Consider the following 24,156-nt stretch of genomic DNA (forward strand, 5'->3'; position numbering starts at 1 on the left):
AGCCTCAGGGATATAGCACCGGCCCGGGTGGGTCAATGACCGGATCGGATGGGGTACGGCGGGATTGGCGAAAGATTGCGCGGACGCGCGCCGGGGACGAATTTCCTCTTGACGATGGGGGCCCCGATTCCTATTCTACGCGCCGCTTGAGAGCACGGGTCCCCTTCGTCTAGTGGCCCAGGACACCGCCCTTTCACGGCGGTAACAGGGGTTCGACTCCCCTAGGGGACGCCACTCAGCCCGTTCACAAGCGCCAAGCGGGAATAGCTCAGCTGGTAGAGCACAACCTTGCCAAGGTTGGGGTCGCGAGTTCGAATCTCGTTTCCCGCTCCAATTCGAAAAGGGAGTCCATCCGGACTCCCTTTTTTTGTGCTTTTTTCCTTCCGTTTCACCCTCTGAACCCCCCGCGGGGAAAGTCTGTTGCAAAGCCCTGGCGATTCGTTTAGCGTTGATTATAGTCAGTGTACTGATAAAAAAATCGTGGTACGGAATCTGGCGAATAAAAAGAAAACGTTTACAAAACAATGGTTTGAAAATTATGCAGCAGGATCGACCGCACCGGGCGAGAAGAAAAACAGGTGCTACCCATCCTAATTTGGCGCTCCAGCGAGCCAGTCCTATCGACGCCATCGAGTCACGATGGACCAGGGAAACCGATCAACGTGTTCCGCCTTTCGGCGACGGGATCCGTAACGGGTCCGGCCGGCCGGGCGTCGGGTAGGAGACAGGCAGTATGGAAAGGTTGGCGGATCTGATTGATCGCCTCAACGACGGTATCGGTGAAGTGCTCAAGTGGGCGATGCCGGTGATCGCGCTGATCTGCGCGGTGGTGGCGGTGCTTCGCTATGGCTTCGGGGTCGGCTTCCCGTGGTTGTCGGAGAGCTACATCTGGCTCAACGGTGCCCTGTTCACCCTGGGCGCCGCCTATGTGCTGCGCCACGAGGGCCATGTGCGGGTGGATGTGTTCTACAACCTGCTGTCCGCGCGCGGCCGGGCCTGGATCAATCTGCTCGGTACCCTGGTGTTCCTCTATCCGATGCTTTACTTCCTGGCGGTCAAGGGCTGGCCGGGTATCCAGCGTTCCTGGGCCCGTCTGGAAACCTCGCCCACCATCGGCGGCCTGCCGTTCATGTACCTGCTCAAGAGCTGCCTGCTGGGGTTCTGTCTGCTGTTGGCGCTGCAGGGGTTGAGTCTGATGATTCGCTCCGTGCAGGCGATCCGCGATCCCTCCAAGGCGCCGTCCGTTGAGGAGAACGACCGTGGCTGAGTGGTTCCTGCTGATTCTTCTCGTGGTTCTGATTCTGGCCCTGCTCAGCGGCTTTCCGGTGGCCTTCGCCATCGGTGGCGCGTCCATCCTGGTGGGGGTGGTGGCGTCCTGGTTCGGCGCCTTCGACATGCTGATGCTGGGCGCCTTGCCGGGGCGCGTGTTTTCCATCATGACCAACGAAACGCTGCTGGCGGTGCCGTTGTTCGTGTTCATGGGCGCCATCCTGGAGCGCTCGCGCATTGCCGAGAACCTGCTCACCACCATGGGGCAGCTTTTCGGCCGGGTGCCCGGCGGCCTGGGCGTGGCGGTGATCATCGTCGGCGCCCTGCTGGCCGCGTCCACCGGCGTGGTCGGCGCCACCGTGGTGGCGATGGGGCTGATCAGCCTGCCGGCCATGCGCCGGGCCGGCTATGACGAGCCCCTGGCCAGCGGTCTGATCTGCGCCGCCGGCTCCACCGCCCAGATCATTCCGCCGTCCACGGTGCTGATTCTGCTCGGCGTCATGCTGCAGGACGCCAACACCCAGGCGATGCTCAGCCAGGGTGGGTTCAACAGCCATCAGATCGGTGTCACCGATCTGTTCACCGCCGCTCTGGTGCCGGGGCTGCTGCTGGTGGTGTTCTACCTGCTGACCATGGCGGCGCGGGCGCTGTTCAACAGCCGGTCCTGCCCGCCGCTGGTGATGAACGAGGAGGAGCGCCGCACCCTGGCCAAACGGGTGCTGTGTACCATGCTGCCGCCGCTGGTGCTGATCATCCTGGTGCTGGGTTCGATCCTGTCCGGCATCGCCACCGCCACCGAGTCGGCGGCGCTGGGCGGCGTGGGCGCCTGCATCCTGGCGATCCTGGGGCGTCAGATGTCGTTCAAGGTGCTCAGGGACGCCAGCCGCTCGGCCATGTCCATGAGCCTGATGATCTACGCCATCCTGATCGGCGCCGCCATTCTGTCCCTGGTGTTCCGCGCGCTGGGCGGCGAGGAAGTGATCGCCGAGCTGCTCGATTCGGTGCCCGGCGGGCTCACCGGCGCGATCCTGTTCGTGCTGCTGATGATGTTCGTGCTCGGTTTCATTCTCGATACCTTCGAAATCATCTTTATCGTCATGCCGATCTTCGCGCCCCCCTTGATCATGATGGGCGCGGACCCGCTTTGGCTCGGCGTGGCGTCCGCCATCGTGCTGCAAACCAGCTATCTGACACCGCCGTTCGGCTACGCCATTTTCTTCCTGAAAGGGGCGGTGGCGGACCTGAAACTGATCACCGTGTACCGCGGGGTCATTCCCTTCGTGGTGCTGCAATTGCTGGGCGTGGCGGCGATCTGGGAGTGGCCGCAACTGGTGCTCTGGCTGCCCGGCGTGTTGGCCAACTGATTCCCGGAGGCGCCCGGCGGGGTCCGCGCCGCCGGTGTCGGCATTACCCCTTTCACCGCGGAGATCGAGGAGTAATTTTCATGAAAAGACGTGACTTTCTACTCAAAGCGGGTGTCGCCGGCACGGTCGGCGCCGCCGCCGCCGGTGTGGGCTTCCCGGCCATCGCCAAGGGCGCCGTGGAATGGCGCATGCAAAGTACCTGGCGCCGTAACTCACCGCTGCTGTCCACCGGCCCGGATCTGGTGGCGGATTACGTCAACAAGGCCTCCGGCGGCCGCATGAAGCTCAAGGTCTACACCGCCGGCGAAGTGGTGGGCCCGCTGGAAGTGTTCGACGCGGTGGCCGACGGCACCCTGCACATGGGCCACGGCTACCCGGCGTTCTGGTCCGGCAAGCATCCAGGCTTCCAGTTTCTGGCGCCGCTGCCGTTCGGCATGACCTCCCAGGAACAGAACGCCTGGTTCGCCTACGGCGGCGGGCAGAAGCTGATCGACGAGCTGTACGGCGAGTTCGGCCTCAAGTTCTTCCCCAGCGGCAACACCTCGGTGCAGGGCATCTGGCTGAACAAGGACATCAACGCCGCCGCCGACTTCAAGGGCATGAAGATCCGCACCGGTGCCCTGGCCGGCAGCGTGCTGCAGGAGTTCGGCGCGGTGCCGGTGCAGCTGCCCCTGGGCGAAGTCACCCAGGCACTGCAGAACGGCACCATCGACGGCGCCGACTACGTCGGCCCGTTCAACGACATGGCCTTCGGCCTGCCGCAGGTGGCGCGCAACTACTACTGGCCCGGCTGGATGGAGCCCAACGGCGTGCTCGACTGCTTCGTCAACCAATCCGCCTGGGACAAGCTGGACGCGGATCTCAAGCAGGTGCTGGTGGGCGCCAACGCCCTGGCCAATCAAATGGTGCTCAGCGAATTCGTGGCCAAGAACGCCCAGGCCCTGCAGCAGATCAAGAAGGATTATCCCAAGGTCAATGTGACCACCTTCAACGCGGCCACCCTCAAGGATCTGAAGAAAGTGTCCAATGACGTGGTCGCCGGTGTGGCCAAGGAAGATGCCCTGGCCGGCAGGATCTACCAGTCCATGACCGATTTCATGGCGGTGGTGCGGCCCTATTCCGAAATCACGGAAATGGAATACATGAACGCGCGGGCCAACTGATCCGACGCGAAGGGAAGGCGGGTGCTCCGCTGGGGCATCCGCCTTCGCCGTTTGTTCTTTGGAGATTGAAAGGGTGCGAGGTAGAGGATGAATAAGACCGGTATTGGTGCCCGTGTACGTCGGTTGGAAGACGACCGGCTTGTTCATGGTCGCAGCCGTTACGTGGGCGACATCAAGATGCCGGGGATGAGCGACGTGGCGTTTCTGCGCAGTCCCCTGGCCCATGCCCGGATCAAGGCGGTCAATAAACCGGAGGGCCTGGAGAGTCGGATTCTTTGCGCCGCCGATCTGGACGGCGTGCGGCCCATCGTCGCCGAGTCCACCCTGCCCAGCTACCGCACCTCCGAGCATTGGCCGCTGGCCCGCGACAAGGTGCGCTTCGTCGGTGAACCGGTGGCCATGGCCATCGGCCGCAACCGTGCCGAGGCCGAGGATCTGCTGGAGGAGATCGACCTGCAACTGGAAGCGCTGCCGCCGGTGGTCAACGGCGCGGTGTCGATGGCCGACGACGCGCCCCGCCTGCACGAGGAATGGGACGACAACATGTTCCTCAAGCTGTCGGTGGGGCAGGCCCCGGCGACCGCCCGGGACAAGGCGGAGGTGGTGGTCACCCGCCAGTTCCGCACCGCCCGCCAGGTGATGAACCCCATGGAAGGCAAGGGCGTGGTGGCCTGGTGGGATTACCGCGACGGCCAGCTGGTGGTGACCACCTCCACCCAGGTGCCCCATGTGATTCGCAACGGTCTGTCCCGTTGCCTGGGCATCGACGAATCGCTGATCCGCGTGATCGCTCCGGAAGTGGGCGGCGGCTTCGGCTACAAGTGCATTCTGCAACCGGAAGAGATCGCCGTGGCCTGGCTGGCCTGGACCCGTCGCAAACCGTTCCGCTGGCTGGAGGATCGCCGCGAACATCTGACCGCCGGCGCCAACACCCGCGAACACCAGTATTCGATCACCGCCTACGCCGACCGGCGCGGGCGGCTGCTGGGCATGGACGCGGAGGTCACCGTGGACGTGGGCGCCTATTCGGTGTGGCCGTTCACCGCCGGGCTGGAAGCGGCCCAGGCCGGCGGCAACCTGCCCGGCCCCTACGATTTCCGGGAGTACCGCTGCCAGGTCAACGCGCCGGCCACCAACAAGCCGCCGTTCACCCCCTACCGGGGCGTGGCCCGGCCCGGCGTGTGCTTCGCCATGGAGCTGACCATCGACGCCATTGCCCGGGAAGTGGGTCGCGAGCCCTGGGAAGTGCGCGCCGAGAACCTGGTGCCGGCGGACGCCATGCCCTATGTGAACGTGACCAACAAGCATTACGACACCGGCGATTACCCGGGCTCGCTGATGCGCGCCAAGGAAGCGATCCGCTTCGACCAGGTGCGGGAACGGCAGAAGACGCCGGAGGCGGACGGCCGGCTGATCGGCGTCGGCTTCGCCACCTACACCGAGCAATCCGCCCACGGAAGTAAAGTCTTTGCCCAGTGGGGCCTGGCGCTGGTGCCCGGCTACGACGAAGCGCGCATGAAGCTGACCCCGGACGGCGGCGTGGAAGTGCGGGTGGGCATCCAGAGCATCGGCCAGGGCCTGCAGACCACCCTGGCCCAGGTGGCGTCCGAGATCCTGTCCATTCCGGTGGACCGCATCCGCGTGCTGATGGGCGACACCGGCACCACGCCCTATTCCTATGGCGCCTTCGCTTCACGGGGCATCGTCATGGCCGGTGGCGCCGTGTCACGGGCCGCGGAGGCCCTGGCGGAACGCATCCGGGTGATGGCCGCCCGGGCGCTGGAGTGCACGCCGGAACAGGTGCGCCTGGAGGACGACCGGGTGCACGGTCCCAACGGCAGCTTGAGCTTCGCCGAGGTGGGCCGCATCTGGTATCTGCGCCCGGACGAACTGCCCGAGGGCGACCGCCACGGCGGGCTGGAAGTCACCGAAGCCTATCGGCCGAAAACCGACCACGGGGTGTTTTCCTACGCGTCCCACGCGGTGGTGGTGGCGGTGGACCCGCAGACCGGCAAGGTGGAACTGCTGGATTACGTGATCGTGGAAGACGCCGGCAAGGTGGTGAACCCGATGATCGTGGAAGGCCAGACCATCGGCGGCGCGGTGCAGGGCATCGGCACCGCCCTGTTCGAGGAAGTGACCTACGACGACCAGGGCCAGCCGCTCAGCTCCACCCTGGCGGACTACCACCTGCCCGGCGCGGCGGAAGCGCCGCACATCCGCATTCAGCACACCGAGAGCCCGTCGCCGCACACCGCCCATGGCATCAAGGGCGTGGGAGAGGGCGGCGCCATCGCCCCCGGCGGCGCCATCGTCAACGCCATCAACGATGCGCTGGCCGGCCTGGGCGTGGAGATCAACCAGATCCCCGCCACGCCGGAACGCATTCTGGGCGCGCTGCTGAACGCCGGTGCCGGCAAGGAGAACGCATCATGAAACCCGTGAAGTTTGATTACCTGCCGGCCCGGGACGGGGCCGAAGCGGTGCGCCTGCTCACCGAGCACGGCGACGAGGCCAAGTGCATCGCCGGCGGCCAGTCCCTGGGGCCCATGCTCAACCTGCGTCTGGCGCGGCCGGCGGTGCTGGTGGACCTGCACCGTGCCGAGGACCTGACCGGCGTGGAGGAAAGCCGCGACGCCATCGTTTACGGCGGGGCCGTGCGCCATGCGGATTTCGAGGACGGCCGGGTGCCCGACGCCGCCCGGGGCATGTTGCCCTTGGTGGCCTCGCGCATCGCCTACCGGGCGGTGCGCAACCGGGGCACCCTGGGCGGCAGCCTGTCCCATGCCGATCCGGCCGCCGACTGGGTGTGCGTGATGACCGGTCTGGGGGCCACCTATCTGCTGCGCGGCAAGAAGGGCGTGCGCGAGGTGGCGGCGGAGAACTTTATCCAGGCCGCGTTCATGACCGAACTGGCGCCCAACGAGATTCTGGCCGGCGTGCGCGTGCCCAGGCTCAGCGACAGCGCGCGCTGGGGTTACTACAAATTCTGCAAGAAGGTGGGTGAATTCTCCCAGGCCACCGGCGTGGTGGTGGTGGACCCGGAACGGGGCTACTGCCGGGTGCTGGTGGGTGCTCTGGACAGCCCGCCAGTGCCGTTGGAACCGGTGGCCGAGGCGCTCGCCGCCGAAGGCCCGGACGGCGCCGTGGCGGTGCTGGACGCGGCGGTGGACACCGCCCTCGGCGATTACCCGCAGGTCAACCGCCAGCTGTACAAGGTCGCGGTGCGACGCGCGCTGGCACAGATTGGAGCGACTCGATGACCACCAAAGTGTCTCTGTCCGAAGTGACGATGAAGGTCAATGGCGAGGCCGTCAGCGGGCACGTGGAAGCGCGCACCAGCCTGGCGGATTTCCTGCGCGACGACCTGGATCTCACCGGCACCCACCTGGGCTGCGAGCACGGCGTGTGCGGCGCCTGCACGGTGGAGATGGACGGCCAGCCGGTGCGCGCCTGCATCACCCTGGCCAAAGCCTGTGAAGGGCGCAGCGTGCGCACCATCGAAGGCGGTGACGACGACCCGCTGATGGGCGCGCTGCAAGACGCCTTCATGGAGTTTCACGGCCTGCAGTGCGGCTTCTGCACACCGGGCATGCTGGTGGCCTGCCGCGACATCATCCTGCGCCACCGGACCTTGACCGACGAACAGATCCGCATCGCCCTGGGCGGCAATATCTGCCGCTGCACCGGCTATGTGGGCATCGTCAACGCGGTGCGCTCGGTGTTCGAGCGCCGCGATCAGCTGCTGGCCGGCGACCAGGCCCAGGTCACGCCGCCGGCCCAGCCGGACTGGAGCGGCGCGCGGCTGGTGACGTTCAAACGCACCGCCGGCCATATGGAGGCGGTGGAAGCGGCGCCGTCCGACGGCGCCGGCGGTGACGACCAGACCCTGCGCGAAACCATCACCGTGGAGAAGCCGGTGGACGAAGTGTGGGCCTTCCTTAGCGATGTGGAACGGGTGGTGCCCTGCGTGCCCGGCGCCCGGCTGCTGTCGGTGAACGGCAACGAGCTGGAAGTGGAGATGGAAATTTCCCTGGGCGCGATCCGTGCGCGCTTTCGCGGCACCGGCCGTTACCGGTTCGACGACGAAAGCCGAAAAGGCCGCATGGAAGGGGAAGGCCGGGACGCGCGCAGCGGCTCCAGCGCCGCCGGCGGCCTGGACTTCGCGGTGATCGGCGACGAGTCCGGCAAGCGCTGTCGCATCGAGTTCGTGGCGTCCTACAGCGTCACCGGGCCGCTGTCCCAGTTCAGCCGGGGCGGCCTGGTGAAGAGCTTCGTCGGCGCCATGGCCCGCATGTTCGCCGACAACGTGCAGCGCGTGCTGTCCGGCGGCCAGGTCTCCGACAAGGGCAGCCGGCTCAGCGTGGTGCAACTGACGCTCAATGTGGTCAAGTCCTGGTTCCGGGCCCTGTTCGGCAAGTAGCGCGGCGGCCTCCCGGCGGCCGGCGTCAGGCCTGCGCCACGCCGGTCAGCCGCAGGTGCAGGGTCTTGCCCTTGCTCGGCCATTCGATGGTGGCGCCCACGCTGAGGCCGAGCAGGGCGGCGCCCACCGGGCTCAGGATCGACAGCCGGTCGTCGCCGGCGCTGGCCTCGGCGGGCATGGAGAGCACCAGCTCATAGGTTTTGCCGCTGTCCTCGTGCAGGAAGCGGGCGCGGCTGTTGAGGCGTACCACGTCGTCGGGCATGGCCTCCGGTTCCAGGAAGCGGGCCCGGTCCAGTTCGTCGTAGAGGTGGTCCACCACCTCCTGGTCGCCGGGGTGTTTTTCCAGCAGCGCATAGAGGCGCTCACGGTCCAGGGTGGAAACGGTAATCGGGGGCAGGGCGGTCATGGCGCGCTCCGTTCAGTATTCAAACAAGGTTCGGGGGAAATCATCGGTGAAACCGGGTGTTCGGGTCGCCGGACCCCCGGGACGATACTGAACGGGATCCGGCGCTAGGCGAGGAAGGCGCGCGGGCGCGCACCGGCGCGCAGGGCGCGGGCCGGAACCGGAAAGCGGGCGGGGTCGCTCGGGCGGCGACGCGTGAAGGGGGTGTCAAACATGCTCTCACCATAGCAGGCCGCGCGGCTTTTGCCAGCGCTTTCCGGCGCCGGGCGGTTGGCATCGGCGTCCCCGCTCCGTAAGATAACCGGGCACTCGAGACGAGTAGACATGGCCCGATTACATCCCCGCCTCCACGACGCGCTGCAATTGCTTCCGGCCGACCGGCCGGCCCATCTGCTGACCCGCCATTCCGTGCGCGAGCTGGCCAAGAACGGTTTCGCCGATTACCGCCTGCCGCTGACGCCGGAAGGGATCACCATGGCGCGGGACTGGGGCGCGCGGCTGGAGCGGCCGGTGTCCGCTTTCTATTCCAGCCCGGTGGGGCGCTGCGTGGACACCGCCCGGGCCATGGCCGAGGGCGCCCGCGAGGCCGGCCTGATCGATCACCAGCCGGACGTGATCACCGACGACACCCTGGTGGAACCGGGCTGCTACGTGGAAGACCTGAACCGGGTCGGCCCCACCTTTCTCAAGATGGGCGCGCTGCGTTTTCTCAACGCCCATCTGCGCGAGCCGTTCGACGGCATGCTGACCCCGGCGGCGGGCCGCGCCAAACTGGCGGGCTACCTGCGGGACCGGGAGCCGGCGCCGGGGGCGCTGGCGGTGCACGTCACCCACGACACCATTCTGGCGGTGCTGGTGGCGGAGCTGGAAGGCCGCGACGCCATCGACGAGGAGCACTGGCCCTGGATGATGGAAGGGCTGTGGCTGTGGTTCGATGAGCGGCATCTCAACTGGGTATGGCGTGGCGAACACGGCCGGCGCCCGTTCTCCGGGGCTTGAAAGCGGGCCCGGCGGCCCCATCTGGGTCGTTTTCTTGACCTTTTTCCGACGGCGAGGTGACTTTTGTCCGCCCTGACCATTCGTAACCTGAAAAAAACCTACGGCAACGGCGTGGAAGCCCTGAAGGGCATCGAGCTGACGGTGGAGAAGGGCGACTTCTTCGCCCTGCTGGGCCCCAACGGCGCCGGCAAGTCCACCACCATCGGCATCATCAGCTCGCTGGTCAACAAGAGCAGCGGTCAGGTGTCGATTCTCGGCCACGATCTGGACACCGAGCGCGCCCTGGCCAAGCAGAAGATCGGCGTGGTGCCCCAGGAGTTCAACTTCGGCCAGTTCGAGAAGGTGTTCGACATCGTCGTCACCCAGGCCGGGTTTTACGGGATTCCCGCCTCGCTGGCCCGCCAGCGGGCGGAAAAGTACCTGCGCCAGCTGGGCCTGTGGGACAAGCGGAGCAACCAGGCCCGCACCCTGTCCGGCGGCATGAAGCGGCGGCTGATGATCGCCCGCGCCCTGGTCCACGAGCCGGACCTGCTGATTCTGGACGAGCCCACCGCCGGGGTGGACATTGAGCTGCGCCGGTCCATGTGGGATTTCCTGATCGGCCTGAACGAAGAAGGCCGCACCATTATTCTCACCACCCACTACCTGGAAGAAGCGGAATCCCTGTGCCGCAACATCGCGATCATCGATCACGGCCAGATCGTCGAGAACACCGACATGAAGTCGCTGCTCGAGAAACTCCAGGTGGAGACCTTCATTCTCGATCTGGCGCGGCCGGTGACGGCGGCGCCGTCTCTGTCCGGGTTCCAGGTGCGGCTGCGTGACGCCACCACCCTGGAGGTGGAGGTGCCCAAGACCGAGAACCTCAACCGGCTGTTCACGGAACTGGCCGAGCAGAATTTTCAGGTGATGAGCATGCGCAACAAGTCCAACCGTCTCGAGGAGCTGTTCGTGCGGCTGGTGGAGCAGAATCTGCCCGGCCAGGCGCAGCCCGCGGAGGCCACCTCATGAGCGGTTATCAGCAATGGGTGGCGTTCTGCACCATCGTGATCAAGGAAATCCGCCGCTTCACGCGCATCTGGCCGCAAACCCTGCTGCCGCCGGCGATCACCATGACCCTGTATTTCGTGATCTTCGGCAATCTGGTGGGCCAGCGCATCGGCGACATGGGCGGCTTCGATTACATGCAGTACATCGTGCCCGGCCTGATCATGATGAGCGTGATCACCAACAGTTATGGCAACGTGGTCAGTTCGTTCTTTTCCACCAAGTTTCAGCACTCCATCGAGGAGATGCTGGTCTCGCCGATGCCCAACTATGTGATTCTCACCGGCTTCGTGGTGGGCGGCATGGCCCGTGGCATGGCGGTGGGGCTGATCGTCAGCCTGCTCAGCCTGTTCTTCACCCACCTGTCGCTGCAGCACCTGTGGATCACCGTGTCGGTGGTGGTGATGACCTCGGCGTTGTTTTCCCTGGGCGGCTTTCTCAATGCGCTGTTCGCCCGCAACTTCGACGACATCAGCATCATCCCCAACTTCGTGCTGACGCCGTTGACTTACCTGGGCGGGGTGTTCTATTCCCTGGATCTGCTGCCGGACTTCTGGCGGGCGGTGACCCTGGTGAACCCCATCGTCTACATGGTCAACGCCTTCCGCTACGGCGTTCTGGGCGTCAGCGACGTCAATGTGTACGCCTCCCTGGGCGCGATTCTGGTGTTCGTGGTGGTATTCTTCGCGCTGTCGCTGTGGTTGCTCAACCGCGGCACCGGCATTCGCAGCTGAGCTGAGAGGAGAGTCGCGTCATGAGTTATCTGAAGGACACGCCGCTGGGCCGCAACAGCGCCTTCATCGACCAGTACACGCCGTCCCTGCTGTGCCCGGTGCCGCGCTGGGACGCCCGCGAATCCCTGGAACTGGACGACACGGCGCTGCCGTTCCACGGCCAGGACATCTGGAACGCCTACGAACTGTCCTGGCTCAACGAGAAGGGCAAGCCGGAGGTGGCGCTGGCGGAACTGGTGGTGCCCTGCACCTCGCCCAATATCATCGAATCCAAGTCGCTGAAGCTGTATCTCAACAGCTTCGCCAACAGCCGCTTTGCCGGCCGCGACCGGGTAGTGGAAACCATCGCCCGGGATCTGGGACAGGTGGCCGGGGCGCCGGTGGACGTGCGGGTCCTGACGCTGCGCGAAGCCCGTCAGCAGCCGCTCTGGGAAGAGCACGTCCGGGAAGAACCGGGCGAGCTGGTGGACAGCCTGGACGTGGCCTTCGAGCACTTCGAATACCGGCCGGAGCTGCTGCTCACCGACCAGGGGCCGGAGCGCACCGGCGTGCTGGTTTCCCATCTGCTGCGCAGCCACTGCCCGGTGACCAACCAGCCGGACTGGGGCACCGTGCAGGTGCGCTACACCGGCCGGCCGATCAGCCCGGCCAGCTTTCTGCGCTACGTGGTGTCCCTGCGCAACCACCAGGGGTTCCATGAGCAGATCGTCGAGCAGATGTTCGTGGATCTGCGCCGCCACTGCGGCCCCCGCCAGCTGTCCGTGTACGGGCGCTTCACCCGCCGGGGCGGGCTCGACATCAACCCGTTCCGCTCCAACTACGAGGACGCGCCGCTCAACGCCCGCACCGTGCGCCAGTAGCAGCGGTCGTGCGACCGCGATTCAGGATGCGGGCCGCCGTCAGGCCCCCAGCGGCCAGCCGAAGCCGATCCACACCGCCAGCAGGATCGACCAGCCGAGCAGCAGCGCCAGGCTGTAGGGCAGCATCAGGGCGATCAGGGTGCCGATGCCGGTGTCCGCCCGGTAGCGGCGCGCGAAGCCCAGCACCAGCGCGAAATAGGGCATCAGCGGCGTGATGATGTTGGTGCTGGAATCGCCCACCCGGTAGGCGGCCTGGGTCGCCTCCGGCGCGATACCCACCAGCATCAGCATGGGCACGAACACCGGCGCCAGGATCGACCACTTGGCTGAGGCGCTGCCGATCATCAAATTGATGGACGCGCTCAGCACCACGAACAGCAGCAGCAACAGCACCGTGGGCAGCTCCAGCCCGCCCAGCCAGGCGGCGCCCTTCACCGCCAGTACCAGACCCAGCTGGCTGTAGCCGAACCAGGCCACGAACTGGGCGGCGAAGAACATCAGCACCAGATAGCCGGACATGGAGGCCATGGTGGTCTCCATTGCCTCGATCACGCCGGCGGCGGAGCGGAAGCCGCCGCTCAGCCGCCCGTAGACCACCCCGCAGGCCGCCGCCAGCAGCGCGATCAGCACCACCAGCGAACTCATGAACGGGGATTGCAGCACGGCGCCGTCGTCGCCGCGCAGGGGCGCGCCGGCGGGTACCACCAGGGCGGCGATGGCGAGCAGGCCCACCCCCAGGGTCGCCAGCGTCCAGCGGGCCGCGCGCCGATCCAGGCGTGGCGCCTGGTCCTCATCGGCCACGTCCTGGTCCGCCGGCGCCACCCGCCGTTCGGTAATCCTCAGCGTGATCAGCGAGACCAGCGTGGTGACCAGCAGGGTGGAAACGATGATGAACCAGTAGTTGCCCGCCGCCGACACGGTGCGCTCGGCGTCCACCAGCCGGGCCGCCTCGGTGGACAGGCCGGCCAGCACCGCGTCCACCGGCCCGAGCAGCAGATTGGCGCTGTAGCCGCCGGAGACGGCGGCGAAGGCGGTGGCGATGCCGGCCAGCGGCGAGCGCCCGGCCAGCTGAAACAGAAAACCGGCCAGCGGAATCAGCACCACATAGCCGGCGTCGAAGGCGATGCTCGACATCACCCCGGCGAAGGCCACCGCCACCACCAGGGTGCGGTGGGAGGCACGGCGCACCAGCGCCGCCAGGCTGGCGCCCAGCAGCCCGGAATGTTCGGCGATACCCAGCCCCAGCATCGCCACCAGCACCACGCCCAGCGGCGCGAAGCCGGTGAAGTTGCCGACCATATGGGTGAACACATAGCGCAGCCCCTCGCCATCCAGCAGCGAGCGCACCGCCACGGTCCGGTCCTCCAGGGGATGCTCGGCGGTGACGCCCAGCACCGCCAGCACCGCGCTCAGCGGCACCATCAACGCGCACAGCCAGACGAACAGCAGGGTGGGGTGGGGCAGGCGGTTGCCGGCGCGCTCCAGCCGGCCCAGCCAGCCGGAAGACGTTTCGTTCATAAGCGTTCCCCTCCGATCACATTCGCACCCGGTCCTGAATCTGCCGCGCCGCCTGGCCCAGCATCTCCACCACCTTCTCCCGGTCGCGCTCGCGCAGACGCTTGTCGTCCATATACAGCGCGAACCCTTCGGTCTCGTACTCCACCGCCGCCGGCTCGGCCTTCTTCAGCTCCGTGGCGCAGCGGGCCAGGGCCTTGAGAATCGCTTTCTTGTCGTAGTTGTGGATGCGTTCCAGGTCCACGTGCAGTCCCAGGCCGGGGCTGTCGAGGGTGACGAAGCGCCGTTTGCTGCCGGCGTTGCGCTTCAGTTCGTGGGCTTCATAGACGGTAATCGGGCGATGGAAGCCCTTGACCTGAATTTCGCCCACGCTGCGGCAGCGCACCCGGTCCTTGACCAGGCCGTAGGTGCTTTCCGAGATCAGCACCTGACCCGGCCGGCAGGCGGATTCCAGCCGGCTGGCCAGGTTCACGTCGGTACCGAGGATGGTGTAATCCATGCGGCTGTCGGTGCCGAAGTTGCCCACGGTGACGAAGCCGGTGTTGATGCCGATGCGGATCTCCAGCTTTTGGTCGATGCCCTCGCGGCGCCAGCGCAGGCGCAGAAAACGCATGTATTCCTGCATCTCCACCGCCATCGCCACGCAGCGGAAGGCGTCTTCCTGGGCGCCGGCGCTTTTCGGATCGCCAAAGAACACCATCACCGCGTCGCCGATGAACTTGTCGATGGTGCCGCCGTAGCGCAGCGCGATGCGCGTCATCTCGCTCAGATAGGTATTGAGCATTCTGGTCAGCGTGTCCAGGGGCAGCTCCTCGGACACGGTGCTGAAGCCGCGGATGTCCGAGAAGAAAATGGTCAAACGTTTGCGGCGGGTTTCCAGCTTGGCGTCGCGCTGGCCGGAAAACAGCGAGCCCCACACCTGGGGCGGCAGATACTTGGCCAGCTTGCGCGACAGCTCCACCGCCTGGCGCTGCTGCTCGCGCACCCGTTCCTGGGTTTGCTGCAGATAGCGGGTCTGCCGGTTGGCGAAGAACGAACTGGCGCCCACGTGCAGCCCCAGCCCCACCAGCGACAGCACCGACAGCGGCAGCGGCACCGTGGTCACCTGCAAGGGGACGCGCAGCAACCACAGCGCCAGGCCGGCGCCGACGGCGGTGCTCAGCAGGTTCAGCAGCCAGGCGCGCAGGCCGCCGTGGCTCACCGAATTGGCGTGCACGATGATCAGCAGCACCAGGCTGGGGATCACCGCGAAATGCAGCAGCGCGCAGGCCACCCCGATCACCGCCGCGTCCAACTGCATCAATACCGGGGCGGCGCGCTCGGTGCGCCGGTCGCGGCGCTCGGCCATCACCAGCAGGGTCTGTACCAGCAGCGGATAGGCCAGCAGTCCGGCCACGCCGAGCAGGTAGGTTTGGGGAAACAGAGACAGGCCGATGCCCGCCAGCAGAATGCCGGCCGCCACCGCGAAGGCGAGGAGGCGAATGGAATTGCTCAGCCGGCGGGCCCGTTCCCTGGGATCCAGGTAAGGGCGCCGGGGGCGATGCTTGCTTGCGGTCATCAACGGCAATCTGGACGTGGCGTTCGAGGGAGCTTACCCAGTTGTGCGTTCAGAAAAAAGACTGATTCGACTTTCGTCGGCGATGCGCCGCAACGGGGGGATTCGTTCGCGCCCGGGCAAGCGGTTACACTGGCGATCCCGAAACAGGAGCCACCATGGACACCCTTACCGCCCTGACCCAGCGCGTTTCCGTGCCCCGCCTCACCGAACCCGGCCCCACGCCGGAGCAAGTGCGTCAGTTGCTGGCCGCGGCGATCCGCGCGCCGGACCACGGCATGTTGCGACCCTGGCGGTTCATCGTCCTGGAAGGGGCGGATCGGGAGCGGCTCGGCGACATCATGGAATGGCGCCTGCTGAAACGGCAGCCGGACGCCGACCGCAAGGCCCGTGACAAGCTGCGCGCCAAGGCCCTGCGCGCGCCCACCCTGATCGTGGCGGTGGCGGAGATCACCGAGCACCACAAGGTGCCGGCCTGGGAGCAGGTGCTGGCGGTGGGCGCGGCGGTGCAGAACATCATGGTGGCCGCCCACGCCCTGGGGCTGGGCGCCATGTGGCGCACCGGCGACCTGGCCAACGACCCCAGCGTCAAGGCCCGGCTGGGCTTCGCCGACAAGGATCAGGTGGTGGGCTTTATCTACCTGGGCACGCCGGCGGTGGAACCCAAGGCGCTGCCCGACGAAACCCCGGAACAGTTTCTCCGCGAGCTGCCCGATGACTGAGCTGGAACACCTGGCCGAGCGGGTGCGCGACGCCATCCCCCTGACCCGGCACCTGGCGTTCCGCTTCACCGGCTTCGACGGTGCCACCCTGACCCTGACGGCGCCGTTGGCCCCCAACCACAACGACAAAGGCACCTTCTTCGCCGGCAGCCAGGCGGCGCTGCTGACCCTGGCCGGCTGGGCCTGCACCACCCTGCTGGCCGAAGCGCTGGTAGCGGAAACCGTGGATATCCAGGGCCCGGTGGACGTGGTGGCGGTGGAAGGCAACCAGAACTACCGCCTGCCGCTGAATCACGACCTCACCGTGCTCGCCACCGTCACCGACGACGACCGCCGACGTTTCCGAGAGCGCCTCGCCCGACGCGGCAAGGCCACCCTGACCGTGCGGGCCGGCGCCTTGAACCCGGCCGGCGACACCGTCTGCGAGTTTGAGGGGCTATACCTGGCCCGCCTGGGTGGCTAGCGCCACCGGTTGTACAAACCGTCGCCACTCGACCCGCTCCCGGCTTGCCTCCGGGCCGACCCTCGGGTACCCTACGCGCCCTCTGTACCGGTCCCAGCCGACCACTAACGGTACGGAGCACAATCAGTTTTGGTGAGGTGTCCGAGTGGCTGACGCCTTGCCGCAGGCAAGCGAACGTTGCTGCGCAGCAGCGACGGCCCCGAAAGGGGTGAGGGCCGCAGGCCCGAATAGCGAGCACGCTTGCGTGCGACTGGCAGAGCAGTCGCAACTGGTAGTGACAATGAGTTTTGGTGAGGTGTCCGAGTGGCTGAAGGAGCACGCCTGGAAAGTGTGTATACGGCAACGTATCGAGGGTTCGAATCCCTCCCTCACCGCCAAATAAAAAACCCCGCTTGCGCGGGGTTTTTTATTTGGCGGTGAGGCAGGCCTTGATAAGAACCCTCCGGTTCGACAAGCCGGCCAGAGGCCGGCGCAGGACGCCGCCGGCAGGCGGCGCCCCGAAGGGGTGAGACGGCGAAGCCGGCGAATCAATCCCTCCCTCACGACGCTGCCGCACAGCACGGCCTCTGATCATGGACTGGCCGGTGAGGCAGGCCTTGATAAGAACCCTCCGGTTCGACAAGCCGGCCTACTCCGTCAACTGCGCCACCTCACACTCCAGCACCCGCGCCCAGGCGCGCAGGGTTTCGATGTGGGGCTTGTTGCCGCGCTTCTCCGCCTGGGCTACGGCGCCCTGGGTGACGCCCAGCTGTTCGGCCAGGCGCGCCTGGGACAGGCCCCGGTATTTGCGCCACGCCGCCATCGGGCTCAGGTCTTTTTCGATCATCAGCGCCACCACGTCATGGGGAAGCGTGACGCGGCTGTCGGCATCCAGCAGCGCCTGATACTCCTCGAACGGCACCACCGCATACAAAGGGTTGCCCTGGTTATCCCGAATAATCTGCGCCTTGTCGGCGTCAGCCTTGGTATGTCCGCTCATCTCGCTTTTTCACCTCTTGCACGGTGAGAATCCGCACACCGTCGTCCACATCGAACAGCACCCGATAACGGCCCACCCGAAGCCGGTAGCCCGCCCGGTGCCCGCGCAGGGCCCTGACACTGGCGGCCCGGGTCGGGCAACGGGCCAGCGCCTTGACCGCGTCAAGAATCGCCGTCCGTTGTTTCGGAGGCTGAATTCCTCGCAGCTGCTTCACCGCCGTTTTCGTCCATTCGATATCGTACATACGCCGTCCATTGGCGAATTTCTAATTAATCGATGAATAATATTAGTTTTATAGGCTTTATGCTAATAAAACGCAAGCAGGAAAAGGGCAAAGAGAGGGTAAAGAGCAAGAGTGCCGCCCTGGGCGGGCGGCACCGGTGGAAGACTCAGGCGAGCAGCCGTGGCATCAGAAATCCACCTCGTAGCCCAGGGTGTACACGCGCCCGCGACCGGTGAAGTAGAAATCGTTGCTGGCCCGGCCGGCCTGGGAGTAGTAGCTCACGTAGTCCTTGTCGAACAGGTTCTCCACGCCGGCCTTGAGGCGGCCCACCGGCAGACGCTGTACCAGGGAGGCGTCCACCAGGGTGTAGCCGTCGAAGTCCAGGTCCGGCTGGTCGAAGCCGCGGTCGAAGTAGTGGTTCAGCTGCACCAGGGAGCGCAGGCCGTCGTTCCAGCGTGCGCTCCAGCGGGCGCCGAGCCGGTTGGGCGCCAGGCTGATGCCGCTCAGGGTGGTGTCCACGGTGCCGTCGCCGTCGGTGTCGGATTTTCCCTTCTGATGGGTGTAGGTGAGCCCCAGTTGGTGGGCCTCGCTGGCGCGCCAGTCCAGGGACGCCTCCACGCCCTTGATCTCCACCTTCTCCCGGTTGACCACGTAGACGCCGTTCTCCTCGCTGAGCCGCTCGCCGTAATCGGAGTCGGATTCGAAGTAGCTGATCTCGAAGCGGGCCCGTTCGCCGGTGAAGCGCAGGCCGGCTTCCCGGTTGTCGGTGACCACCGGCTTCAGGGCCAGCAGGGTGTCCACGTCCTGGCCGGGCTGGTCGATGCCGCGCAGCACCCGGCCCACGTCCGGCATGCCGAAGCCTTCGGAGTAGTTGGCGAACAGCTGCACGTCGTCGGCCACCTTATAGGTGAGACCGAGGTTGTAGAGGGTTTCCTCGAAGTCCGGGTCGCCGCCGTCCACCCGCACGGCGCCGTTGGCGGCCACGGTGCGGTAATCATCGACGTTCAGTTTGGCGTATTCGTGGCGGGCGCCCCCGGAGAAGGCCAGCCGCTCGGTGGGGCGCAGATCCAGCTGCAGGAAGCCGGCGTAGTTGCGGTATTCGGTTTCCGGCACATAGACCCGGTCGGTAAGCACCAGGCTCTGGCGGGTTTCGTCGCTGAGCGCGTCGAAGCCGGCGGCCAGATCCAGATGGTCATCGAACAGGCCACGCCGCTTCAGGGTGAACTGGCTGCCCAGTTTCTCGGACTCGTTGCGGGTCTGGTCCAGCAGCGTGCCCACCGGCGCCAGGGCCGGGTCCTGGAAGGAGCCGGAGCGCAGCGCGCCGAACTGGCCCTCGAAGTCCTGGTGATAGATCTGGGCGTCGATCTGGTTGCCCAGCCAGTTGCCGTGGCTGTAGCTGGCGCGCAGGGTGGTGACCTTGTTGAACATGGGGTCGCCCTCGGCGCCGCCTTTGGTGGCGGTGGTGGGGATGCCGGCGTCCCGGTCGCCGGGCACCGCCCGGTAGTCATGGTTGCCTTCCAGCTCGAAGCGGTTGGCGCTGACCGTGATGTTCTGGTTGTCGTCCAGCCAGTAGCCGGCTTTCAGAAACAGGTCGTGGCTGGTGGAGTCCTGGATCTCGCCGGGGTAGGCGAAGCCGATGATGCGGTCACGGCCGTCGTAGAACAGGCCCCGCTCCTGGCGGCTGGCGGCGGCGACGATGTCCCAGCGTTCGGTCTGGCCGGTGAAGCGGTAGTCCAGCTTGTGGCCCAGGCCGTTGCTCTGCACGTCGTCGTCGGTGGTCAGGCTGACGCCCACGTGCTGCTGGAAGCCGGGCTGTTCCGGGCGACGGGTGACGAAGTTGATGATGCCGCCGGTGGCGCCCAGGCCGTACTCGGCGCTGGCCCCGTGGATCACCTCGATACTCTCGACCATGCTCAGGTCGATGGTGTAGCTGGCGCGGCCGCCGTTGCGTAGCGGGTTGGACTGCGGCACCCCGTCGATCAGAAATTGCGGCGTGCGGCCCCGGAAGGTCTCGCCGGTGTTGGACAGCTTCTGGCGGCTGGGCGAGTAGGAGGGGATCAGGTTGGCCAGCACCGCGCCCGGATCGTCGCTGATCGCCATCTGCTCCTCGATCTGCTGGCGGGAGATCATGGTGATCTTGCGCGGCGATTTGCCGGCCACGGTATAGCTGCGGGCGGCGGACACCACCACGTCGTCCAGTTGGTGGGGGGCGGCGCTGGCGGCGCGGGCCTGGATCAGCCTCACCGTGAGGCGGCCGCCGTCGCGGGCCTCGGCCCGGTAATCCAGGCCGCTGCCGGCCAGCAGCGCGTCCAGGGCGGCGCGCACCGAATAGCGCCCGCGCAGGGCCGGGCTCCGGCGGCCTTCCAGATCCGCGTCACCGATGATCAGGTCGATGCCGGCCTGCTCCGCGAAGCCCGGCAGGGCGGTGCGCAGGGGTTGGGCGGGCAGGTCATAGGTTCGCTCGGCCACGCTGGCCGGCGGCGTGGCCGGGGCCGGGCTCCGGGCCTGTACGGCGGGGGCAATGAGCACCAGGGCAAGCCAGGCGCCGCCCAGGCAGCGCGAAAAATTGCGGGGCATAACCGTTCCATCCTTAGTCCGCGCAAGCGGACAATGAAAATGAGAAGCGTTGTGTTTGACGGCTATGACGTATGGGGCGGGAAAGCGAGTAAATTTTTCCGTCAGGGCCCGGTCCGGCCGGGTTGAGTGAGGGCGGGTTCAGTAGAGCAGCGTCAGTCCGGGCACTTCCAGGGTGCGCAGGCCCAGGCCGTTGGCCAGGGCCGGTACGCCCTGGTCCAGGCTGTCCAGGTGCAGCACGGCGCGCACCGGCGCGCCGGCGCGGGCGCGGTCGAGCAGCACCACCGGCCGCTCGCGGAAGGTGTTGATGCGGCTCAGCGCCTGGTCCAGCGGGACCGCGTCGAACACCAGCACGCCGCGGGCCCAGCCGGCGGCGCGGGCCGGGTCCAGGGTCAGCGGGCGGATCCCCGCCCGGTCGCTGAGGCGGGCGCTGTCGCCACTGGCCAGCAGCCGCTGGCGGCCGTCCGCCAGACGCGCCAGCACCCGGTGCTCCAGCACGCCCACGTGCTGCTCGTCCGCGCTCAGACGCCGTACCCAGAATTGCGTGCCGCGGGCGGTCAGGCGGGCGTCGCCGGCGCGCACCGTGAACGGCCGTGGCTCCGTCCCGGTCACCGGCGCCGGCCGGAACAGCGCCTCCCCGCGCAGCAAGGTCACGGTGCGGGTGCGGTCGTCGTAATCAAGACGCAGGGCCGAGTGGCCGGCCAGGGTGACGCGGCTGCCGTCGCTCAGGGTCAGGGTCTCCACCGCCGCGCCGGTGACCCGGTCCGCCCGAATCTGCCACCACCAGTGCGGTCCGCGCCAGACCAGCACCGCCAGCAGCACGCAGGCGGCGGCCAGCCACGGCGTCACCCGGCGCCGGGCCGGGGCCGGCCTGGCGGTTCGATGGCGGGACGGGCGATGCGCCAGCTCGCCGGCCAGGGCCCATTGCATTTCCACCGCCGCCAGCGCTTCGCCGTGGGCCGGGTCGCGGGCCAGCCAGCGCTCCAGGGCGCGCTCCTCGGCGTCGCTCAGCGGACCGTCCTGGCTACGCAGCCACCACTGCACGGCGTCGGCATGTCGGGAAGAAAAGGACAGTCTCATGGGCGGCGTTCCGTGCGGAGGTCAGTCATCGTCGGTGTGGGTCTGGTCGAGAATATAGCGCATCGCCAGGGCCAGATGTTTCTGCACCGAGCTCACCGACAGGCGCAGGGCGCGGGCCGCTTCGGGATAGGTGTGGCCTTCCACCCGGCACAACTGAAACACGCGCCGCGAGCGGGCCGGAAGCCGGGCCAGCGCGGCCTGGATGTCGTCCACCTTGCGCTGTGTTTCGTAGAGCACGTCCGGGCCGGCGCGGTCGTCGAGCAGGCTGTCCATCTCGTCCGGCGCCAGGGTGCCGGTCCGCCAGGTCTCGTGGCGCCGGCGGTGGTCGGTGAGCAGGTGGCCGGCCAGGGTGTAGAGATAGGGCAGGGGCCGCTCGATGGGCGCGTCGCCGTCGCGGGCCAGCAGTCGGGTGAAGCACTCCTGGGTCAGATCCGCCGCCAGCTCGGTGTCGCCGGTGCGCAGCCAGAGATAGCGCTGGATTTTGCGGGTGTACTCCGCGTACAGAGCCGGCGTCGGCGGTTGCGAGGTCATGGGCGGCCATGCGGGAAAACGAGCCGCAATTGTTATTGATTCTTATTTTTATGTCCAGGTGCGTGCTTGCGGGCAAAGCCCCAGGCGCCCCGGCGGCCCTGGCGCTGGATGTCCATGTCGTTGCGGATCTGCGCATGGCTGATCAGCGCGAAGATAAAGGTGCCGCCGGCGATATTGCCGGCCAGGGTGGGCAGGCCGAAGCGCAGGAAAAAGTCCGCCCAGCCGGTTTCGCCGGCGAACACCAGATAAAGGATCTCGCTGGCGCCGACGATGATGTGCGGAAATTCACCGATGGCCACCGCGTAGGTCATGATCAGGATCACCCAGGCCTTGGCCTGGTCGGCGGAGGGCATCACCCACACCATGGTGGCGATCAGCCAGCCGGCGACGATGCCCTTGGAGAACATTTCGAAGGGGCCGTTCTCCATCACCTTGTGGCCCAGTGACACGAACGATTCGGCCACCGCCGGCGAGAACATGGGCAGGTGCAGAAAGGTGAACGCGGCCAGCCCGGCGCCGACGATGTTGCCGGCCAGCACCACGCCCCACAGGCGCATCAGCCGGCCCAGATTGCCGGCGGTGGGGTGGCTCATGAACGGCAGCACGGCGGTCACCGTGTTTTCGGTGAACAGTTGCTGGCGGGCCAGGATCACGATCAAAAAGCCGAAGGTATAGCCGATGCTGCCCACCAGAAAGCCGGCGTCGCTGTCCGGCAGGTGCGCGTCCAGCAGGCCACGGGCCATGAACGAGGCGCTCATGGAAATGCCCGCGGCCACCGCCGACCACAGCAGCGCCATGGCGTCGCGCTCCAGCTCCTTTTCGCCGGACACCCGCAGCCGTTCGTGCACCGCCGCCGCCTTGGAGGGCAGGTAGCGTTCCTGCTTGTCGTCTTCCTCCTCGTCGTCGTGGTCGCCGTCCCGGGCCGCGTCGCGGCGTTCCCGTTTCACCGCGTCTTCCCAGGGGGTGCTGTCTTCGTCGTGGTGTTCAGGGTCTGAGGGTTGGTCGCGGTTCAAGCTGGCCTCCCGGCGGCGGTGGCGACCGGGCGGCGCCCGATTCCGTCCTCCGACTATAAACCGGACGCCCGGGGGCGATCATAAAAGGCAGGTAAAATCATGCGCCGTGCAGCACCAGGCCGATCCCCGTCGCATAGAGCAGCAGCACGGCGGCGCTTTCGAAGCCGATGCCACCGGGCCCCTGCTCCTCGCGACGGATCATGCCCATCAGCAGGGCGCCGGTCATCAGCACCGACAGCGCCACCCACAGCAGCAGGTCGTCGCCCATGCGCGCATAGATGCTGCCCTCCCGGTAGGCGATGTCGGACGCGGCCGTGAACAGCGTATCGAAGGCGTTGCCGCCGATGATGCCGCCCACCGCCAGGGTCAGTGCCCCCCGGCGCACCGCCGCCACCGAGGTCACCAGTTCCGGCAGCGAGGTCACCGTGGCGGTGAGCAGCAGGCCCACGGTGGTCTGCGCCAGGCCGGTCTGGTCGGCGAGGGCGGCGGCGGCGTTTTCCAGGGCCCAGCCGGACAGGCCGAGCAGGGCGCCCAGGGCGAGGAACAGCAGCACCAGTTTGCCCAGTGACAGGCGCAGGTTCTCTTCGTCGGGCACGTCTTCCCGGGTTTCGCGGGTGCGCGCCGGCCGCCACATGGGCTGAAGGCGGGCGTGGCGGATCAGGCGCAGGCCGTAACCGTACACCGCCAGCAGCACCAGAGTGGCCGGGTGCACGCCCCACACCGTGACCGGCGGCGAATAGGTGCCCACCAGGATCACCGCCATCAGGGTTACCAGCAGGGCACCCTGCATCAGGTTGGCGGCGGAGGCGGCGGCGTGTTCCAGGTTGGCGCGGCGGTAGAACAGGTCCGCCACCGCCAGGAAGGCGGTCTGCACGGCGATGCCGCCGAGGGCGTTGCTCAGCGCCAGGTCCGCGTTGCCTTTCAGGGCAGCGGTCACCGACAGCACGCTGCCGGAGAGGGAGGTGGTGGCGCCCAGCAGCACCGCGCCGGCCAGTGCCTCGCCCAGACGGGTGCGGTCCGCCAGCTCGTCCACCACGCCGGTGATTTTCACGCCGGCGGTGGCGATGACCACCACGCACAGGGCGAACAGGGCCAGACTCAGGCCCAGGGACTGCTGCAGGAACTCGATGGATACCTCCCGTCCGGGTTGCGCGAACGGCCAGTCTACCGGGCCGGGCGGGGGCAACAAGTACAGCGGGTTTACACTTTTTCTACACGCCTTCTACACGCTTTCCACAG

Annotated in this window: 22 protein-coding genes and 3 tRNA genes; 15 read left to right on the plus strand and 10 right to left on the minus strand. The window is 67.0% G+C overall.

Going from position 1 to position 24,156, the window contains the following annotated elements; translation table 11 throughout:
- Positions 1 to 158: 158 nt before the first annotated feature.
- The 8 genes from IM760_RS11535 to IM760_RS11570 all read left to right on the plus strand — a co-directional run bounded on the left by IM760_RS11535 (position 159) and on the right by IM760_RS11570 (position 8,219).
- Positions 159 to 234: transfer RNA gene (locus tag IM760_RS11535), tRNA-Glu, on the plus strand.
- A 23-nt stretch (positions 235 to 257) separates the two neighbouring features.
- Positions 258 to 333: transfer RNA gene (locus tag IM760_RS11540), tRNA-Gly, on the plus strand.
- Between the two features lie 400 nt (positions 334 to 733).
- Entirely contained in the window at positions 734 to 1,267 is a 534-nt protein-coding gene (locus IM760_RS11545) for a TRAP transporter small permease subunit (protein ID WP_204429421.1), read from the plus strand.
- Positions 1,260 to 2,633 carry a TRAP transporter large permease gene (locus IM760_RS11550; protein WP_204429423.1) on the plus strand — a complete coding sequence of 458 codons (1,374 nt, stop codon included), beginning with the start codon at positions 1,260 to 1,262 and terminating at the stop codon, positions 2,631 to 2,633. Before IM760_RS11545 ends, IM760_RS11550 begins: the two co-directional genes overlap by 8 nt.
- An 80-nt stretch (positions 2,634 to 2,713) precedes the next feature.
- The gene (locus IM760_RS11555; RefSeq protein ID WP_204429425.1) at positions 2,714 to 3,796 is read left to right on the plus strand and encodes a TRAP transporter substrate-binding protein; all 1,083 of its coding nucleotides are present in this window, start codon (positions 2,714 to 2,716) and stop codon (positions 3,794 to 3,796) included.
- A gap of 87 nt (positions 3,797 to 3,883) precedes the next feature.
- The gene (locus IM760_RS11560) at positions 3,884 to 6,232 is read left to right on the plus strand and encodes a xanthine dehydrogenase family protein molybdopterin-binding subunit (protein WP_204429426.1); all 2,349 of its coding nucleotides are present in this window, start codon (positions 3,884 to 3,886) and stop codon (positions 6,230 to 6,232) included.
- A complete protein-coding gene (locus IM760_RS11565) occupies positions 6,229 to 7,059 on the plus strand; it encodes an FAD binding domain-containing protein (protein WP_204429427.1) in 831 nt (276 codons plus the stop codon). The genes IM760_RS11560 and IM760_RS11565 overlap by 4 nt, the downstream gene beginning before the upstream one ends.
- Positions 7,056 to 8,219, plus strand: coding sequence for a xanthine dehydrogenase family Fe-S subunit (locus IM760_RS11570; RefSeq protein WP_204429428.1), 1,164 nt, complete (start codon positions 7,056 to 7,058; stop codon positions 8,217 to 8,219). Before IM760_RS11565 ends, IM760_RS11570 begins: the two co-directional genes overlap by 4 nt.
- Before the next feature lie 25 nt (positions 8,220 to 8,244).
- On the opposite strand, the gene rnk is transcribed toward IM760_RS11570, so the two are convergent.
- Positions 8,245 to 8,625 carry a nucleoside diphosphate kinase regulator gene (gene rnk, locus IM760_RS11575; protein WP_204429429.1) on the minus strand — a complete coding sequence of 127 codons (381 nt, stop codon included), beginning with the start codon at positions 8,623 to 8,625 and terminating at the stop codon, positions 8,245 to 8,247.
- A 321-nt stretch (positions 8,626 to 8,946) separates the two neighbouring features.
- Between rnk and IM760_RS11580 the strand changes: the two genes are divergently transcribed.
- The 4 genes from IM760_RS11580 to queF all read left to right on the plus strand — a co-directional run bounded on the left by IM760_RS11580 (position 8,947) and on the right by queF (position 12,262).
- Positions 8,947 to 9,621, plus strand: a complete 675-nt coding sequence (locus tag IM760_RS11580; protein WP_204429430.1) for a histidine phosphatase family protein — start codon at positions 8,947 to 8,949, stop codon at positions 9,619 to 9,621.
- Positions 9,622 to 9,684: 63 nt separating this feature from the next.
- A complete protein-coding gene (locus tag IM760_RS11585; protein WP_204429431.1) occupies positions 9,685 to 10,632 on the plus strand; it encodes an ABC transporter ATP-binding protein in 948 nt (315 codons plus the stop codon).
- Positions 10,629 to 11,402, plus strand: a complete 774-nt coding sequence (locus tag IM760_RS11590) for an ABC transporter permease (RefSeq protein ID WP_204429432.1) — start codon at positions 10,629 to 10,631, stop codon at positions 11,400 to 11,402. The genes IM760_RS11585 and IM760_RS11590 overlap by 4 nt, the downstream gene beginning before the upstream one ends.
- Positions 11,403 to 11,422: 20 nt before the next feature.
- Positions 11,423 to 12,262: an NADPH-dependent 7-cyano-7-deazaguanine reductase QueF gene (gene queF, locus IM760_RS11595; RefSeq protein ID WP_204429434.1), complete on the plus strand. Its 840-nt coding sequence runs from the start codon at positions 11,423 to 11,425 to the stop codon at positions 12,260 to 12,262.
- A 39-nt stretch (positions 12,263 to 12,301) separates the two neighbouring features.
- On the opposite strand, the gene IM760_RS11600 is transcribed toward queF, so the two are convergent.
- A complete protein-coding gene (locus tag IM760_RS11600) occupies positions 12,302 to 13,780 on the minus strand; it encodes an AbgT family transporter (protein WP_204429436.1) in 1,479 nt (492 codons plus the stop codon).
- Positions 13,781 to 13,796: 16 nt separating this feature from the next.
- On the minus strand, positions 13,797 to 15,335 hold the full coding sequence (locus IM760_RS11605) for an adenylate/guanylate cyclase domain-containing protein (RefSeq protein ID WP_204429437.1): 1,539 nt from the start codon (positions 15,333 to 15,335) through the stop codon (positions 13,797 to 13,799).
- A gap of 155 nt (positions 15,336 to 15,490) precedes the next feature.
- Here IM760_RS11605 and IM760_RS11610 point away from each other — a divergent pair, with 155 nt between their 5' ends.
- From IM760_RS11610 to IM760_RS11620, 3 genes are all read left to right on the plus strand, one after another.
- Positions 15,491 to 16,054 carry a nitroreductase family protein gene (locus IM760_RS11610; protein WP_204429439.1) on the plus strand — a complete coding sequence of 188 codons (564 nt, stop codon included), beginning with the start codon at positions 15,491 to 15,493 and terminating at the stop codon, positions 16,052 to 16,054.
- Positions 16,047 to 16,517: a YiiD C-terminal domain-containing protein gene (locus IM760_RS11615; protein WP_204429440.1), complete on the plus strand. Its 471-nt coding sequence runs from the start codon at positions 16,047 to 16,049 to the stop codon at positions 16,515 to 16,517. The genes IM760_RS11610 and IM760_RS11615 overlap by 8 nt, the downstream gene beginning before the upstream one ends.
- 289 nt (positions 16,518 to 16,806) lie before the next feature.
- Positions 16,807 to 16,894: transfer RNA gene (locus IM760_RS11620), tRNA-Ser, on the plus strand.
- A gap of 251 nt (positions 16,895 to 17,145) precedes the next feature.
- Here IM760_RS11620 and IM760_RS11625 read toward each other — a convergent pair.
- The 7 genes from IM760_RS11625 to IM760_RS11655 form a co-directional block, all read right to left on the minus strand.
- The gene (locus tag IM760_RS11625) at positions 17,146 to 17,496 is read right to left on the minus strand and encodes a helix-turn-helix domain-containing protein (RefSeq protein WP_204429441.1); all 351 of its coding nucleotides are present in this window, start codon (positions 17,494 to 17,496) and stop codon (positions 17,146 to 17,148) included.
- Positions 17,474 to 17,740 (minus strand): type II toxin-antitoxin system RelE family toxin, encoded by a 267-nt coding sequence (locus tag IM760_RS11630; RefSeq protein WP_204429443.1) that lies wholly within the window; start codon positions 17,738 to 17,740, stop codon positions 17,474 to 17,476. The genes IM760_RS11625 and IM760_RS11630 overlap by 23 nt, the downstream gene beginning before the upstream one ends.
- Before the next feature lie 165 nt (positions 17,741 to 17,905).
- Positions 17,906 to 20,296, minus strand: a complete 2,391-nt coding sequence (locus IM760_RS11635; RefSeq protein ID WP_204429445.1) for a TonB-dependent receptor — start codon at positions 20,294 to 20,296, stop codon at positions 17,906 to 17,908.
- A 138-nt stretch (positions 20,297 to 20,434) separates the two neighbouring features.
- Positions 20,435 to 21,373: a FecR family protein gene (locus IM760_RS11640; protein WP_204429447.1), complete on the minus strand. Its 939-nt coding sequence runs from the start codon at positions 21,371 to 21,373 to the stop codon at positions 20,435 to 20,437.
- A 21-nt stretch (positions 21,374 to 21,394) separates the two neighbouring features.
- Positions 21,395 to 21,904, minus strand: coding sequence for an RNA polymerase sigma factor (locus IM760_RS11645; protein ID WP_204429449.1), 510 nt, complete (start codon positions 21,902 to 21,904; stop codon positions 21,395 to 21,397).
- A gap of 32 nt (positions 21,905 to 21,936) precedes the next feature.
- The gene (locus tag IM760_RS11650; RefSeq protein WP_228234852.1) at positions 21,937 to 22,917 is read right to left on the minus strand and encodes a formate/nitrite transporter family protein; all 981 of its coding nucleotides are present in this window, start codon (positions 22,915 to 22,917) and stop codon (positions 21,937 to 21,939) included.
- Positions 22,918 to 23,014: 97 nt separating this feature from the next.
- Positions 23,015 to 24,106: a sodium:calcium antiporter gene (locus tag IM760_RS11655; protein WP_228234850.1), complete on the minus strand. Its 1,092-nt coding sequence runs from the start codon at positions 24,104 to 24,106 to the stop codon at positions 23,015 to 23,017.
- Between the last annotated feature and the right edge of the window lie 50 nt (positions 24,107 to 24,156).

Source organism: Alloalcanivorax marinus, from assembly GCF_016906305.1.
GTDB lineage: Bacteria > Pseudomonadota > Gammaproteobacteria > Pseudomonadales > Alcanivoracaceae > Alloalcanivorax > Alloalcanivorax marinus.

Coding starts and splice junctions, on each gene's coding strand:
- IM760_RS11640 (WP_204429447.1), bottom strand. CDS start 21,373: ATGAGACTGTCCTTTTCTTCCCGACATGCCGACGCCGTGCAGTGGTGG.
- IM760_RS11610 (WP_204429439.1), top strand. CDS start 15,491: ATGGACACCCTTACCGCCCTGACCCAGCGCGTTTCCGTGCCCCGCCTC.
- rnk (WP_204429429.1), bottom strand. CDS start 8,625: ATGACCGCCCTGCCCCCGATTACCGTTTCCACCCTGGACCGTGAGCGC.
- queF (WP_204429434.1), top strand. CDS start 11,423: ATGAGTTATCTGAAGGACACGCCGCTGGGCCGCAACAGCGCCTTCATC.
- IM760_RS11615 (WP_204429440.1), top strand. CDS start 16,047: ATGACTGAGCTGGAACACCTGGCCGAGCGGGTGCGCGACGCCATCCCC.
- IM760_RS11590 (WP_204429432.1), top strand. CDS start 10,629: ATGAGCGGTTATCAGCAATGGGTGGCGTTCTGCACCATCGTGATCAAG.
- IM760_RS11600 (WP_204429436.1), bottom strand. CDS start 13,780: ATGAACGAAACGTCTTCCGGCTGGCTGGGCCGGCTGGAGCGCGCCGGC.
- IM760_RS11645 (WP_204429449.1), bottom strand. CDS start 21,904: ATGACCTCGCAACCGCCGACGCCGGCTCTGTACGCGGAGTACACCCGC.
- IM760_RS11560 (WP_204429426.1), top strand. CDS start 3,884: ATGAATAAGACCGGTATTGGTGCCCGTGTACGTCGGTTGGAAGACGAC.
- IM760_RS11570 (WP_204429428.1), top strand. CDS start 7,056: ATGACCACCAAAGTGTCTCTGTCCGAAGTGACGATGAAGGTCAATGGC.
- IM760_RS11555 (WP_204429425.1), top strand. CDS start 2,714: ATGAAAAGACGTGACTTTCTACTCAAAGCGGGTGTCGCCGGCACGGTC.
- IM760_RS11545 (WP_204429421.1), top strand. CDS start 734: ATGGAAAGGTTGGCGGATCTGATTGATCGCCTCAACGACGGTATCGGT.
- IM760_RS11625 (WP_204429441.1), bottom strand. CDS start 17,496: ATGAGCGGACATACCAAGGCTGACGCCGACAAGGCGCAGATTATTCGG.
- IM760_RS11605 (WP_204429437.1), bottom strand. CDS start 15,335: ATGACCGCAAGCAAGCATCGCCCCCGGCGCCCTTACCTGGATCCCAGG.
- IM760_RS11580 (WP_204429430.1), top strand. CDS start 8,947: ATGGCCCGATTACATCCCCGCCTCCACGACGCGCTGCAATTGCTTCCG.
- IM760_RS11635 (WP_204429445.1), bottom strand. CDS start 20,296: ATGCCCCGCAATTTTTCGCGCTGCCTGGGCGGCGCCTGGCTTGCCCTG.
- IM760_RS11630 (WP_204429443.1), bottom strand. CDS start 17,740: ATGTACGATATCGAATGGACGAAAACGGCGGTGAAGCAGCTGCGAGGA.
- IM760_RS11565 (WP_204429427.1), top strand. CDS start 6,229: ATGAAACCCGTGAAGTTTGATTACCTGCCGGCCCGGGACGGGGCCGAA.